Annotated in this window: 14 protein-coding genes; 5 read left to right on the top strand and 9 right to left on the bottom strand. The window is 70.8% G+C overall.

What is annotated here, in order from left to right:
- The first annotated feature begins 34 nt into the window (after nt 1–34).
- Nucleotides 35–985 carry a sugar-binding transcriptional regulator gene (locus KE274_RS06100; protein ID WP_211541879.1) on the top strand — a complete coding sequence of 317 codons (951 nt, stop codon included), beginning with the start codon at nt 35–37 and terminating at the stop codon, nt 983–985.
- Nucleotides 985–1,605, top strand: a complete 621-nt coding sequence (locus tag KE274_RS06095) for a hypothetical protein (protein WP_211541877.1) — start codon at nt 985–987, stop codon at nt 1,603–1,605. Before KE274_RS06100 ends, KE274_RS06095 begins: the two co-directional genes overlap by 1 nt.
- 10 nt (nt 1,606–1,615) lie before the next feature.
- On the opposite strand, the gene KE274_RS06090 is transcribed toward KE274_RS06095, so the two are convergent.
- The 3 genes from KE274_RS06090 to KE274_RS06080 are packed head-to-tail and all read right to left on the bottom strand — an operon-like array spanning nt 1,616 to nt 5,273.
- Nucleotides 1,616–2,926, bottom strand: coding sequence for an FGGY family carbohydrate kinase (locus KE274_RS06090; RefSeq protein ID WP_211541875.1), 1,311 nt, complete (start codon nt 2,924–2,926; stop codon nt 1,616–1,618).
- A gap of 20 nt (nt 2,927–2,946) precedes the next feature.
- A complete protein-coding gene (gene corA / locus KE274_RS06085; RefSeq protein WP_211541873.1) occupies nt 2,947–3,963 on the bottom strand; it encodes a magnesium/cobalt transporter CorA in 1,017 nt (338 codons plus the stop codon).
- A 26-nt stretch (nt 3,964–3,989) separates the two neighbouring features.
- Nucleotides 3,990–5,273 carry a serine hydrolase domain-containing protein gene (locus tag KE274_RS06080; protein ID WP_211541871.1) on the bottom strand — a complete coding sequence of 428 codons (1,284 nt, stop codon included), beginning with the start codon at nt 5,271–5,273 and terminating at the stop codon, nt 3,990–3,992.
- A 101-nt stretch (nt 5,274–5,374) separates the two neighbouring features.
- Between KE274_RS06080 and KE274_RS16500 the strand changes: the two genes are divergently transcribed.
- Nucleotides 5,375–5,689: a DUF2470 domain-containing protein gene (locus KE274_RS16500; protein ID WP_307872161.1), complete on the top strand. Its 315-nt coding sequence runs from the start codon at nt 5,375–5,377 to the stop codon at nt 5,687–5,689.
- 57 nt (nt 5,690–5,746) lie between these two features.
- A complete protein-coding gene (locus tag KE274_RS06075) occupies nt 5,747–6,394 on the top strand; it encodes a heme oxygenase (biliverdin-producing) (RefSeq protein ID WP_249186117.1) in 648 nt (215 codons plus the stop codon).
- 6 nt (nt 6,395–6,400) lie between these two features.
- Here the strand turns inward: KE274_RS06075 and KE274_RS06070 are convergent, their stop codons facing one another.
- Nucleotides 6,401–7,786 (bottom strand): ATP-dependent DNA helicase, encoded by a 1,386-nt coding sequence (locus KE274_RS06070; protein WP_211541869.1) that lies wholly within the window; start codon nt 7,784–7,786, stop codon nt 6,401–6,403.
- A 114-nt stretch (nt 7,787–7,900) separates the two neighbouring features.
- On the opposite strand from KE274_RS06070, the gene KE274_RS06065 reads away from it, so the two are divergent.
- Entirely contained in the window at nt 7,901–8,974 is a 1,074-nt protein-coding gene (locus tag KE274_RS06065; RefSeq protein WP_211541867.1) for a hypothetical protein, read from the top strand.
- A 10-nt stretch (nt 8,975–8,984) separates the two neighbouring features.
- Here the strand turns inward: KE274_RS06065 and KE274_RS06060 are convergent, their stop codons facing one another.
- The 5 genes from KE274_RS06060 to KE274_RS06040 form a co-directional block, all read right to left on the bottom strand.
- On the bottom strand, nt 8,985–11,009 hold the full coding sequence (locus tag KE274_RS06060; protein ID WP_211541865.1) for a cytochrome c oxidase assembly protein: 2,025 nt from the start codon (nt 11,007–11,009) through the stop codon (nt 8,985–8,987).
- A gap of 82 nt (nt 11,010–11,091) precedes the next feature.
- Entirely contained in the window at nt 11,092–11,379 is a 288-nt protein-coding gene (locus tag KE274_RS06055; protein ID WP_017203554.1) for an HU family DNA-binding protein, read from the bottom strand.
- A gap of 187 nt (nt 11,380–11,566) precedes the next feature.
- The gene (locus tag KE274_RS06050; protein ID WP_211541863.1) at nt 11,567–12,148 is read right to left on the bottom strand and encodes a TetR/AcrR family transcriptional regulator; all 582 of its coding nucleotides are present in this window, start codon (nt 12,146–12,148) and stop codon (nt 11,567–11,569) included.
- 152 nt (nt 12,149–12,300) lie between these two features.
- The gene (locus tag KE274_RS06045; RefSeq protein WP_211541861.1) at nt 12,301–13,050 is read right to left on the bottom strand and encodes a hypothetical protein; all 750 of its coding nucleotides are present in this window, start codon (nt 13,048–13,050) and stop codon (nt 12,301–12,303) included.
- On the bottom strand, nt 13,047–13,265 hold the full coding sequence (locus KE274_RS06040) for a PLDc N-terminal domain-containing protein (protein ID WP_211541859.1): 219 nt from the start codon (nt 13,263–13,265) through the stop codon (nt 13,047–13,049). Before KE274_RS06040 ends, KE274_RS06045 begins: the two co-directional genes overlap by 4 nt.
- Between the last annotated feature and the right edge of the window lie 87 nt (nt 13,266–13,352).

The following is a 13,352-nucleotide window of genomic DNA, read 5'->3' as shown; positions in this document are numbered from 1 at the left end:
ACATATGTCACAGTTTCGTGATTTCGACGCTCAAATGAGCGATGCGACGAAGAGCGTGGATCAGGACCGCGCCCTCATGGCGGCGGTCGCCAGGGCGCACTACCTGGAGGATCGCTCCCGCGTCGACATCTCCGACGCCCTCGGCATCTCGCGCTTCAAGGTGGCGCGCCTGCTCTCCCGCGCCAAGGAAGAGGGCATCGTCACGATCGAGATCCACGACTGGGGCCTGCCCGACGTCGAGCTGAGCCAGCGGCTGCAGGACAAGCTCGGCCTGGAGCGGTGCCTGGTCGTGCGCTCGCACGGCGACGACGACGACGTGCGCCGGCAGATCGGCGCCGCCGCCGCACGCGCCCTCAGCGAGACCCTGCAGGAAGACGAGGTGCTTGGCGTCACCTGGGGCCGCACGCTCACCGCCACCGCGAGCCAGTTCGCGCATCTGCCCCGCCTGTCGATCGTGCAGCTCACCGGCGTCGTCGCCGGCGACCTCGCGTCCTCCCCGATCGAGGTCGTCCGGCAGACGTCCCGTCGCGCCGGCGGCGCGGTGTACCCGATCTTCTCGCCCCTCATCGTCGACGACCGCGAGACCGCGATGAGCCTGCGACGGCACCCCGACATCCGCTCCGCGATCGACCTGTTCCCCTCGGTCACCACGGCGCTGCTGTCGGTCGGCGCCTGGGATCCGCCCGTGTCGCAGGTGCGCGACGTGCTCCCGATCGACGACCTCGCCAACGCGCTCCGGAAGGGCTGCGTGGCCGACATCGCCGGGATCCTCATCCAGAGCGACGGCACCCCCGTCGACACCGAGTTCCAGGACCGGTGCATCAACATCTCGTACGAGCAGCTGCAGAAGGTGCCGCGCGTGGTGGCCGTCGCGGGAGGCGCCGCGAAGGCCGACGCCATCCGCACCGTGTCGCGCGTGGGCCTCATCACCGAGCTGTTCACCGACCACGCGCTCGCGCAGGCCGTGCTGGCGGACGACGAGTGATGCGCATCGCCGGGTCGCTGTGGTCGGTCCCCCCGGACGACCGCCTGCCGACCGCACACCGGCTGCACGCCGCCGGGCTGCGTCGCCTGCACTGGGACACCACCGACGGACGGTTCGCCGCGGCCGGAGGCTTCACGCCCGACGACGCCGCCGAGCTCGCGGCCCGCACCGGCATGACGGCCGAGGCGCACGTGATGGCGCACCGCTCCGCGGGAGAGGTCGACGCGTGGGCCGACTTCTGCGACCTCGTGATCGTGCACGTCGAGAGCGACGACTGGCGGGACGCGGTCGCCCGGGTCGAGCGCCGCGGTGTGCGCGCGGGGCTCGCCGTGTCCCCGCAGACCCCCGCGGCTGCCGTGCCGCACGACCTGCCCGTGCTGTGCATGTCGATCGTGCCCGGGCAGGCCGGGAGCGTGTTCGACGAGCGGGTGCTGGCGAAGCTCACGGCGCTCCGCGACGCCGCGCCCGAGCGGCTCCTGGGAGTGGACGGCGGAGTGCGCCGCGAACACGCGGAGGCGCTCGCCCTGGCCGGCGCCGACTGGGCCGTGGTGGGCACCGACCTCGTGTTCGACCGCGCCGACGCGTGGGCCGAGCTGCTGCAGCCCGCCGCGGCCGACTGAGCAGCCGGGGTCAGGCGGCCGGGGGCAGCTCGTGCCCCAGCGTGCGGGCGGCCTGACGCGCCATGCCCCACGCGACGAACTCCCCGGCGGGCGGCGCCGTCATCGGGATGTCGAGGATGAGCGGGGCGATCGCCCGCACCGCCGCGGACCGGGCGCCCCCGCCGATCAGGATGCCGCGGGCCGTGGGCACCCCGAGCGCACGGATCGCGTCGAGGCCGTAGCGCAGGCCGCCCAGCACGCCCTCGAACGCGGAGCGCGCCAGGTTCTCCCGGGTGGTGGCCGCGAGGGTCATGCCGAACAGCGTGCCGGTGGCGTCGGGCAGGTTCGGGGTGCGCTCACCCTCGAAGTACGGCTCCAGTACCAGTCCCCCGGCGCCGGGTTCGGCGGCGAGCGCGAGCCGCCCGAGCTCGGCGTGGTCCACCGCCAGCAGCGTCGCCAGGGTGTCGAGCACACGCGCCGCGTTCACGGTCGCGACCAGGGGCAGGTGCCCGCCCGCGGCATCGGCGAAGCCCGCGACCATGCCGGAGGGGTCGATCGTGCGGTGCGCACTCGTGGCGAACACGGTACCGCTCGTGCCGATCGACACCACCACGTCGCCCACGCCGGCGCCGAGGCCCAGCGCGGCGCCCGCGTTGTCACCCGATCCGGGGCCGACACGGCGGCCGTCCGCATCCGTCACGGCTGCGTCGTGCGGGAGCACCCGCGGCAGGATCGCATCGCGGCCCAGCGCGGCGCCGAACAGCTCCCGGTCGTAGCCCGCGTCGGTCCAGTAGCCGGTGCCGGAGGCCTCGGAGCGGTCGGTCACCAGCTCGTCCAGGTCGGCCCCGCGCTCCCCCTCCGGCCCGAAGCCGCGCAACCGCCACGTGAGCCAGTCGTGCGGGAGGGCGACCGCGCGCACCAGGGCGGCGTGCTGCGGCTCGTGCTCGCGCAGCCACCGCACCTTCGTGAGCGTGAACGACGGCACGGGCACGAGCCCGGTGCGCTCGGCGAGGACCGCCGCACCGTGCTCCGCGATCAGGGCGGCGGCCGCGTCCGCGGAGCGCAGGTCGTTCCACAGCAGCGCCGGTCGCACGACCCGCCCGCCCGCGTCGAGGGCGACCATGCCGTGCTGCTGCCCGCTGATGGCCCAGGCCCGCACGTCGTCGAACCCGCCGGCGGCCGCGATCGCCGCCTGCAGCGCGCGCCACCACTCTTCCGGGTCCACCTCGGTCCCCGGCGGATGCGGCGCGCGACCCTCGCGGATCACCCGGCCGGAGAGGGCGTCGGCGATGACCACCTTGCAGGACTGGGTCGAGGAGTCGATTCCCGCCACGAGTTCCATCCTGCGATCATCCCACGGCGCTACAGCCACCCCTTGTTCTTGAACGCCGCGTACAGCCCGAGGCCCATCGCCACCATGAGCGCGATCGCCATCGGGTAGCCGAGCACCCAGTGCAGCTCGGGCATGTGGTCGAAGTTCATGCCGTAGATCGTGCCCACCAGGGTCGGGGCGAACAGGATGGCCGCCCACCCGGAGATCTTCTTCACCTCGTCGTTCTGGCGGATGCTCAGCTCGGTCATGCGCCGCATCTCCTCGTTCTGGCGGCGGGCGACGATGGTCGACTCCACCGTGAGCGCGTTGTCGAGCACCGTGCGGAACGTGGTGGCCTTGTCGCTCACGCGCAGGGTGTGGTCGAGCACGTCCCGCAGGTACCGCTGCAGCTCCTCGCTCACGCGGTACTTGTCGGAGCCGCGCAGCAGCGCCTCCAGCATGCCGACGAGCGGCTGGGTGGCGCGCTGGAAATCGATCACCTCCCGGCCGAGGTCGTAGATGCGCTGCGTGGCGTCGACGTCCTCCTCGAACAGCTGGCTCTCGATCTCGTCGATGTCGTTCTCGAGCCCGGCCAGCACGGGCGCGTACTCGTCGACCACCTCGTCGAGGATCGCGTAGAGCACAGCCTCTGGCCCGTGCGCGAGCAGCGCGGGGTCGCCCTCCAGCCGCCTCCGCACCCGCGCCAGGTCCGGGGCTTCCGCGTGCCGGATGGTCACCACGAAGTCCGGCCCGACGAGCACGTGCACCTCGCCGAACTCGACCTCCTCCAGGTCGTCGAGGTACCGGGCGGGCCGCAGCACCATGAACAGCACGTCGCCGTAGCGCTCGATCTTGGAGCGCTGGTGGCCCGACAGGGCGTCCTCCACCACGAGCTCGTGGAGGCCGAACTCGTCGGCCACCGCGCGGATCTCGTCCGGGCTCGGGCGGTAGAGCCCGATCCAGCTCATGCCGCGCCGCTCGCGCATGCGCTCGAACGTCTCGCTGAGGGTCCGCGGGTTCTCCGTGCGGACGCCGTCCACATAGATCGCGTTGTCGACGATCGCCACGACGACCCCTTCCGATCAGCCGGTGCTCACTCCTCCGCGGGCGCGACGCACGGGAGCGCGGCGTCCGTGGTGGCCTGGTGGTACTGCTCCGCCGTGAACGGGAGACCGAAGTCGGGCGCGGTCTGACCGGACGCGGCTGGCGCCTTCGAGGCGATGGCCGCGAGCTCCCACGACAGCTGCTGCGCGAACTGCGCCCCGGCCGTCGAGTCGTTCAGCACCACCGCGACCGTGAAGCCGGTGGTGGGGTCGGAGTACGCGGCGGTGGCGTAACCGGGGGTCCAGCCGTGCTGGCCGACCATCGAGCCCACCAGGTACGCGCCGCCGGTGGCCTGGAACCACGACGCCGCCGTCTCCGACACGGGAAGCGGCGAACCGAAGCGCGCCGGCTTCTCCTTCGTGCGCAGCGCCTGGGCGGCCTCGGCCTGCGCGTAGCGGCCCAGGTCGGTGATGGTCGACACGACGCCGGAGTCGGTGAAGCCCGAGCTCGACGACAGCGTGGTGATGTCGACCGGCGCCGCGCAGTTGAAGCCGCCCTCGACCGCGGTCATGTAGTGGCCGTTCATGGCGGGGGCCGGAACGGGCGGCGCGGCCTGCGGCGTGGGCAGCTCGGTCTGGGTGAGTCCGAGCGGCTCGGTGACGTACTCCGCGATGAGCTCCCGCGCGGTCATGCCGGTGGCCCGCTCGAGCGCGAGACCGAGCAGCAGGTAGCCGGCGTCGGAGTCGCGGAAAGTCGTGTGCGGGGCCACCCTCGCGCGACCGAGACCGTAGCCGGCGAGCTCGAGCGGGGCCCACACGCGCTCGGGGGTGTTCAGCCACGCGGCCTTCGCGGTCTCCTCGGACGACCCGGCGCCGCTCGTGCCGTTGCACAGGTCGAGCAGGGTCACGTCGCTCATGTCGGCCACGCCCGACACGTACGTCGGCACCTTGGCGTCGAGCTCGATCGAGCCCTCGTCGGCGAGGGCGTACAGCACGTCGCACGTCATCAGTCGCGTGACGTCGGCGATGCGGAACGACATGTCCGTGGTCAGCTCGGCGCCGCCCGCCTTGTCCTGCGTGCCGGACGCGGCGACCCAGCTGCCGCTCCAGGGCACCCACACGCCGACGATGGCGCCCGACGCCCCGGAGGAGGTGAGGGCGTTGTCGACCGCCGTCTGCATCGCCGCGACCGTGTCGTCGGGCAGGGAGGCGTCGACCTGGTCAGGCGGCGTGTAGCTGAAGGAGTCCTCGGACGAACAACCGGTGAGGACGAGCCCGAGCACGACGGCCGTGGCCGCTGCGGCGCGCCACCGGCGCGACGAGAGAAGCTGCATGTGTAGGAACCCCCGAGGACGTATCTCCCGAGTCTAGAGCGCGGATGCTGAAAGTCCGCCCCCGCGAGCGCCCCGCCGACCGCGGACCGTAGGGTGTGAGGGTGCCCCACGACTTCGCCCCCGACGTGATCTCCGCCGTGCTCCGCCACATGAACGACGACCACACCGACGACAACCTGCTCATCGCCCGCGCGTTCGCCGAGCCCGCCGACGCCGAGGTGACCGCCGCGGTCATGACCGGCTTCGACGGCGCGGCCGGGGTGTGGGAGGTCACACGGGGCGACTCCGCCTCGACGCTGCGCGTGCCGTGGCCCGGTGGGGCGATCACGGAGCGCCGCGAGGTGCGCCGGGAGATCGTCGCGCTGTACGACGCGGCCTGCGCGCGGCTCGGCATCGAGCCGCGTCCGCACGACTGACGCGCGCGACGCGAAACGGACTTCCATCCAAGGTTAGGCTGCCCTTACACTGGGGCCATGCCCGAGATCCTCTCCTTCTCCGCCGCCCTCCGCGAGCGCTCCTCCAGCTCGCACTCGCGCAGCGAGACCGCCGGCTTCATGTCCGATCTCCTCAAGGGCGAGGGCTCCCGGGAGGACTACATCGCGCTCGTCGCCCAGCACTACTTCATCTACGAGGCGCTGGAGGGCGCGGGCGAGCGCATGCGCACCGACCCCGTCGCCGCCGTCTTCCTGAGCGACAAGCTGACCCGCCTCCCCGCGCTCGAGGCCGACCTGGAGTTCCTGCTCGGCGCGGACTGGCGCGACCGCATCTCGCCGCTGCCGACCACGCAGCGCTACGTCGAGCGCATCCGCCAGGTGGGCGCCACGTGGGCCGGCGGCTTCGTCGCCCACCACTACACGCGCTACCTCGGCGACCTATCCGGCGGCATCTTCATCGGCCGCGTCATGGCCCGCCGCTTCGGCTTCGAGACCAACGGCATCGGCTTCTACCTGTTCGACGACATCGCGGACCCGTCCGCGTTCAAGGACGTGTACCGCGAGCAGCTCGACGCCGCCCCGTGGGACGAGGCCGAGCGCGAGCGCGTGATCGACGAGGTGCTGCTCGCCTACCGCTTCAACACCGAGCTGTTCGAAGACCTCGACCGCGCCCGCGTCGCCGCCTGACCCCCGTCACGCGGTCGGCAGTTCCGGCGTCGACGCCGCCAGCCACGCATCCCGCATGAACCGGCGCACGTCCTCGTCCACGCGGATGTCGCTCGGCCGCAACGGCCGCGACAGGTACAGACCGTCGAGCGAGGTCAGCCGGCTCAGCGCCACATACGTCTGCCCTGGCGCGAACGCGCCGGAGCCCAGGTCGATGATCGCGCGGTCGTACGTCTTGCCCTGCGACTTGTGGATCGTCACGGCCCACGCCAGCCGCAGCGGGAACTGCGTGAACTCGGCCACCACGTCGCGCGACAACTTCTTCGTGTTCGGGTCGTAGGCGTAGCGGAACCGTTCCCACACGGCCGGCTCGACCTCGACCTCCTCGCCGTCGATCTCGACCCGCACGGCCCCGCCGAGGATGCGCGTGACCGTGCCGATCGTGCCGTTCACCCACCGCGGCGGCTCCCCCGACATCGCGGTGTCGTTGCGGAGGAACATCACCTGCGCGCCGACCTTGAGCTTGAGCTCCGACTCGGCGGGAAGCGCGGCCTCGCCCCGGCCGAAGTCGCCGTTGATCTCGGCTCGCGCGGTCTGCTCCTTGCCGGGCAGCGCCGCGAGGTGCCGGCTGTTGATGCCGTTGACGATGTCGTTGCGCGTCGCGAGCGTGATCATCGGCACCTCGCCGGGCTCCGGCTCGGGCGGCGTGCGGGCCCCCTGGGCGTTGAGCACCCCGGCGATCTCCGCGGTCACCCGGCCGTACCGCACCGCGTTCAGCATGGCCTTGAACCCGTCGTCGGACTGCCGGTGGATCTGCACCAGCTCCCGCACGTGCAGCTCGGCCCTGGTGTCGACCTGGAACAGTCCCTCCTGGTCGCTCAGTCCGGAGCCACCCGCCCACACCTTCGCGTCGAAGAACCAGAACGACCGGTAGTGATCCTTCACGTAGCGCGCCTCGTCGCCGCGCGGCGGGACGGGAGCCAGCTGGTACGGGTCGCCGAACATCACCACCTGCACCCCGCCGAACGGCTCCCCGCGGCGGCCGCGGGCCTGGCGCAGCGACCGGTCGATCGCGTCCATCAGGTCGGCGTTGACCATCGAGATCTCGTCGATCACGAGCGTCTCGATCGCATTGAGGATGCGGCGGGTGGCGTCGTTCTGGTCGATGTCCGCGTCGCCGATCAGCCCGATCGGCAGGCGGAACAGCGAGTGGATCGTCTGCCCCTCCACGTTGAGCGCCGCCACGCCGGTGGGGGCGCAGATCGCGATCTGCTTCTTGGTGTTCCACGCGAAGTGCTGCAGCAGCGTCGACTTCCCGGTACCGGCGCGACCGGTGATGAACACGTGCTCCCCGGTGTCCTCGATGAGCCGGAACAGCTCCTGCTGCTCCTCGGACAGGGCGGGAAGGGACACGGTTCTCTCAGGGCTGCGGGGCGGACGGGGACGCTCACCCATGCTACGTCGCGGCGCGTGCGGCAGGGCGCCGACGCTCGGCGTCCCCCCAGGACTCCCTCCTAGACTGACGCCATGGAGCGGGCCGGGAGGAGCACGCCCCGGCGTGCGCGCCTGGGCGTGGATCTGACCATGCTCGCGGTCGTCGGCGTGATGCTGTTCGCCGCGATCGGAGCCGGCGGCGCGACGCTCTACCAGCAGTTCTACGGGCCCTCCGCGTTCGTCGTCCGCTACCTCGACCTGCTGGCCTCCGGCCGCGCGGCCGATGCCCTCCGGGTGCCCGGCGTCGCGATCGACCGCGAGACGCTCGAGAAGGCGGGGATCGACCCGCGCGCCTCGGAAGCGATGCTGCGCCGCTCCGCCCTCGGCCCGCTCACCGACGTCGAGGTCACGGCCGAGAAGCCCTCCGGCGACGGCACCGCGGTCACGGTCAGCTACACGGCCGGCGGCCATCACGGCACCACGACCTTCCAGGTGGAGCAGGACGGCTGGGCCGGCGTCACCCCCAACTGGCGCTTCACCACGAGCCCGCTCGCCGTGGTCGAGCTGACCGTGCGCGGCTCCGACCGGTTCGCCGTCAACGGGTTCGAGGTCGACCGCCGGCAGGTCTCCGCCGCGGGAGCCGAGGCGCAGCCCCTCGACGCGCTGCCGCTGCTGGTGTTCACGCCCGGGGTCTACTCGGTCACGGTCGACACCCCCATCTCCACCTCGTCCGGCCACGGAGTGCTCGCCGACAAGCCCCTCGCCGTGACCCCGCTCGACGTGCAGACCGAGCCCACGCCCGAGTTCGTGTCCGTCGTGCAGCAGCGCGTGGAGGAGTTCCTCACGCAGTGCACGACGCAGGAGGTGCTGCAGCCCACCGCGTGCCCGTTCGGCCTGCGCGTGACGAACCGCATCTCGGCGCCGCCCACCTGGTCGATCGCCACGCAGCCGCAGATCACGGTCGCCCCGGCGGAGGACGGTCAGTGGCAGATCCCACCGGCCGACGCCGTGGCCCACGTCGAGGTCGAGATCCAGTCGCTGTTCGACGGTTCGGTCGAGCCCGTCTCGGAAGACGTGCCGTTCCGGGTGAACGGCACCATCGCGATCCTCCCCGACGGCTCCGCCTCGATCAGGGTCGGCTCGCCCGACGAGCCCGCCCAGGAATGACGCGGGCGCCTCAGCCGCGTTCGCGCTGCGCCTGGCGCTCGGCCGCGCGCTGATCGCGAGCCGCGAGTTCCGCGAGACGCGCGTTGTACTCCTCCAGCTCCGCGTCGCCCGTGCGGTCGGCGTGCCGGTCGCGGCGCTTCTGCAGCTTGCTGTCGCTGCGGCTCCACTGGATGGCGACCGTGATGGCGAGGATCAGCGTGGGGATCTCGCCGATCGACCACGCGATGCCGCCGCCCACGTACTGGTCGGTCATGGGGTCGGCACCCCAGTCGCGGCCCATCGCCCCGAACCAGTCGGCGACCATCAGCCCCTCCTGCATCATGATCGCCATGCCGAAGAACGCGTGCATGGCCATCACCGCGATCAGGGTGATCAGGCGGCCGGGGTACGGCAGCCGGTACGGCACGGGGTCGGCGCCGATCAGGCTCATGACGAACAGGTAGCCCGACAGCAGGAAGTGGATGACCATCCACTCGTGCCCGAGGTGCTCGTACATCGACCAGCGCACGAGGTCGGTGAAGTAGAACGCCCACAGCGACACGATGAAGATCGCGGCCGCGACGAACGGGTGCGTGACCACGCGCGCGAACGGCGAGTGCACGGCCCACATGATCCACTCGCGACCGCCGCGCGTGCCGTCGTCGCGCTTGTGGATCGCGCGCAGCGCCAGCGTGATCGGAGCGCCCGAGACGAGCAGCAGCGGGATCGCCATCGACAGCATCATGTGGCCCAGCATGTGCACGCTGAACAGGTACTCCTGGTACGCGTTGATCGGCCCGCCGGTCACCCAGACGAGCATCAGCATGCCGGCCACCCAGAAGACGGTGCGGTGGATCGGCCACCGGTCGCCGCGGAGCCGCAGCCGGCGCACTCCCGCGAGGTAGAGGAACAGCCCGAAGCCGGCGGCGACGAGCCACAGCACGTCGATGTCCCACGCCGTGAACCAGCGCGCCAGGGTGAGCTCGGGCGGAAGCAGCGAGCCGGTGAGGATCTGCGCGGGGGTCTGCGCGAACGCCGCGGTCTCCCCCGTGGGCGGGGGCGTGCGCGCGAGAGCGGCCGCGGCGCCCGAGGCGAGACCCATGAGCGCGACCTCGCCGAGCACGAGCAGCCAGAACCAGCGGGCGGCACGGTCGCCGGCGAGTTTCGGGATGAGACGCGCGCGATACCAGGCGCCGAGCAGGCCCATGCCGACCAGCAGCACGGCCTTCGCGACCACGATCGCGCCATAGGGCGTGGTCCACACCGCCTCCCACGAGCCCACCGCGACGATCGACCGCGTGAACCCGGAGAGGGCCACGACCGCGAACGCCGCGATCGCGAGGGAGGAGTAGCGCGACACCAGCCGGGTGCGGTCGACGCCCGGCTCACCGCGCAGCAGCACCAGCAGCAGCAGACCGCCGAGCCACACCGCCGCGCCGATGGTGTGCAGCAGGATCGAGTTGACCGCCATGTTGTGGCCGTCGAGGTCGCCCGCATGGCCCTGGGTTGCGAGCGGCAGGAACGACACCGCCGCGAGCAGCGCCGTGATGAGCGTGGGCGTCCAGGACCGCCAGGCGAACGCGAGCACCGTGATGACCGCGCCGAGGATGGTCGTGATGAGCCACGACTGCCCGAGCGGAAGCTCCAGCAGGAAGCGGCCGAGCTGCGCGCCGAACTCCCTCTCGATGCTGAGCTTGGGGTTGAACGCCGCCATGAAGGCGAAGAAGCCCGCAAGGCCCGCCGAGACGGTGAACACCGCGGCACCGACGGACGCGATGTTCAGTGCCTTGTCGAACGACCGCTCGCCCGCGCGGAGTCCGAACAGCGCGAGGACGAGCGACCCCAGCATCAGCGCGCCGGAGAGGTTCATCACGAGCTTCGCGATCGGCGTGCCCCACAGCACGATGGGCCCGGGGTCCTGCAGCAGCGGCGGCTTGGCGCCCCCGCCGACCAGCAACGCCCACACGAGGGCGACGAGGGCCGCGGCGAGCAGGATGACCACGCCGGCGACGCGATACGCCGACGTCGTGCTCGGCGTCTCGGTGCGGGAACTCACCCCTCCAGCCTAGGCGCGCCGGACCGTGAGAAAGCACGAAGGCCGCTCCCGGAACGGGAGCGGCCTTCGAACGGGTGCGGTCTTACTTGACGGCAGCCTTGAGCTTGGAGCCGGCGGTCACCTTGACGCGCTTGCCGGCCGGGATCTTGATCTCGGCGCCGGTCTGCGGGTTGCGGCCCGTGCGAGCGGCCGTGTCGACCTGCTCGAAGGAGATCCAGCCCGGGATCGAGACCTTGCTGCCCTTGGCGACAGCGTCGGAGACCGTGGCGAACAGCGAGTCGAGGACACCGGAGACGGTGGCCTGGCTCTGGCCGGTGGCGGAAGCGATGCTCGCGACGAGCTCGGTCTTGGTGATGGACTTGTCAGCCATGTCATCCTCCAGCGACGAAGGACCGTCGCATCGTTGTGGGTGCGAGAGGCGGGTGCCTCCCGTTGGTCGAGTGACCGCCTTGAATGTACCAACGACGACCCGGATTTCCGCGTCATTTCGCGGGTTTTGACCAATTACCCGGCGTGTCGCGCCACATTGGTCACACGTGTCACAGTTTTGAGGCGGCTCACGCGGGACGGTGGGCTGCGACCACGGCGCGCGCGGTGCGCTCGAACGCGGGAGTGACGCGGTCGTCGCCGTCGAGGTAGCCGCCCACCAGCGCGGCGTCGCGCAGCAGCACGAGCGAGGCCGCAGCGTCCTTCGGGCGAGTCAGCCCGGCACCGCGCGCGACCTCCTCCAGCGTCGAGCGGAACCACTCGCGGTGCTCGTCGATGAGCAGGCGCACGGCCCCGGTCGCATCGGGGTACTCGGCCGCGGCGTTGATGAACGGGCAGCCGCGGGTGTGCCGTCCGCGGATGTCGGCGGCGATGCCCTGGATCACGGCGTCGAGCAGGGCGTCGGGCGCGGTGACACCCTCCCCCGCCTGGGCGAACAGCGCGCGCAGCTGCTCGTCCTCGTTGCGGAGGTAGGCGAGGACGAGGTTCTCCTTGCCGCCGAACTGCTTGTAGAGGGTGGCACGCGTGACGCCGGCCTCCTCGATCACCCGGTCGACGCCGACCGCGTGGATGCCCTCCTCGTAGAAGAGCCGGGTGGCGGCGTCGATCAGCCGGGCACGGGCGGGACTGGGGCGCTTCGTCGTGGTGTTCATGATGCTCCTCCTCATCGTGGCATCCGCGTGCGGCCTTCGACGGGTCGGATTCGCGATTCCCGGGATCATCCGAAGTACGTGAATGCGTTGGCTGCAGCCACAATCGAGGGCCCTTCCGTCATCTGCCGGGAGGGCCCTCAATCAGCCGCAGCTTAGCCGTAGGTGACGGCGGTACCGGTCGGTGTGACCTTCAACTGCAGGTAGCCGGGGATGCTTCCCCACCCCGCGAGGCCAGTGGTGAACGAGTACCGGATACGAGTTCCGTTGTCGTAGGTGTTGACCTTCTCGTTGGAGACGGTCATGGTCAAGGACACGAACTGCGCAGTTCCGTTGATGTACTGAGCCTTCGAACCACCGCTCCACTGCTGGTAGTTCGCCTTGAAGCTGTTGCTCGCCGTTACGCCGTGGTAATAGATGTGGCAGTTGCTGGCGTATCGCACGCCCGCGCTGTATCCGAACTTGCAGCTGGTGATGCCACTCGCACGCGTTGTGATCGGAGTCACCGTGTAGTCGCCGGCATATCCGTCTTCGAGGAAAGGCGCGGCTGCTGCGACCATCGCCGCGAGTTCGGCCGGGGTCGCTTCCCGGCCGATTTCCTGGCCGGTCTCCGTGACGGATCCGTCAGCGAAGTGCTCAGTGGTGACGGTGTAACCATCGCGAACCTCAGTCTCGACATCGACCGGTGCATCCCCCGTCATCGAGTCCCACAGAACCCCGTCCTCGATCTTCTGCACAAGAGCATCCTGCGTGTCCGCATCGACCGCGACGGCGCTCAACGCTTCCCGCACCTCTTGTTCGTCCGTACCGGACAGTTCTGACCCCGCAGCGTGCGCCGGGGCCCCGACAAAGAGAGCGGCGGTCAGAGCGGCCGCCGTTGCAAAGGACATATTGAGTGCTTTCATGTGTTCTCCATCTCTGGCCTCTTTCGATAGACAGCGCGGAACAGGAACCAGAGGAGCGGCCCGACGACGGGCAGGAGAACGATCACGAAGAACCACACGATGGACACGATGAGAGTCAATCGAGGTACCCGTCGAAACAGGCTCACCAGCGCCGTTCCCATGAGAACGAGCACTGGCACCAACCCAATAGACCACACGATGTCGTACGGAGCCATCCCCACCGCCTCTCTTTCTCCGGCCTGTCGCTGTCAGGACCGGTTTCTGCCTGCCAGGTAACCATCACTCGCAAACGCTTGTCTGTC

The organism is Microbacterium paraoxydans (genome assembly GCF_018224615.1).
GTDB lineage: Bacteria > Actinomycetota > Actinomycetes > Actinomycetales > Microbacteriaceae > Microbacterium > Microbacterium paraoxydans_B.
This window is presented reverse-complemented; position numbering and strand designations above follow the sequence as displayed.

Coding starts and splice junctions, on each gene's coding strand:
- KE274_RS06045 (WP_211541861.1), bottom strand. CDS start 13,050: ATGAAAGCACTCAATATGTCCTTTGCAACGGCGGCCGCTCTGACCGCC.
- KE274_RS06065 (WP_211541867.1), top strand. CDS start 7,901: ATGGAGCGGGCCGGGAGGAGCACGCCCCGGCGTGCGCGCCTGGGCGTG.
- KE274_RS06050 (WP_211541863.1), bottom strand. CDS start 12,148: ATGAACACCACGACGAAGCGCCCCAGTCCCGCCCGTGCCCGGCTGATC.
- KE274_RS06090 (WP_211541875.1), bottom strand. CDS start 2,926: ATGGAACTCGTGGCGGGAATCGACTCCTCGACCCAGTCCTGCAAGGTG.
- KE274_RS06075 (WP_249186117.1), top strand. CDS start 5,747: ATGCCCGAGATCCTCTCCTTCTCCGCCGCCCTCCGCGAGCGCTCCTCC.
- KE274_RS06040 (WP_211541859.1), bottom strand. CDS start 13,265: ATGGCTCCGTACGACATCGTGTGGTCTATTGGGTTGGTGCCAGTGCTC.
- KE274_RS06080 (WP_211541871.1), bottom strand. CDS start 5,273: ATGCAGCTTCTCTCGTCGCGCCGGTGGCGCGCCGCAGCGGCCACGGCC.
- KE274_RS06095 (WP_211541877.1), top strand. CDS start 985: ATGCGCATCGCCGGGTCGCTGTGGTCGGTCCCCCCGGACGACCGCCTG.
- KE274_RS06055 (WP_017203554.1), bottom strand. CDS start 11,379: ATGGCTGACAAGTCCATCACCAAGACCGAGCTCGTCGCGAGCATCGCT.
- KE274_RS06100 (WP_211541879.1), top strand. CDS start 35: ATGAGCGATGCGACGAAGAGCGTGGATCAGGACCGCGCCCTCATGGCG.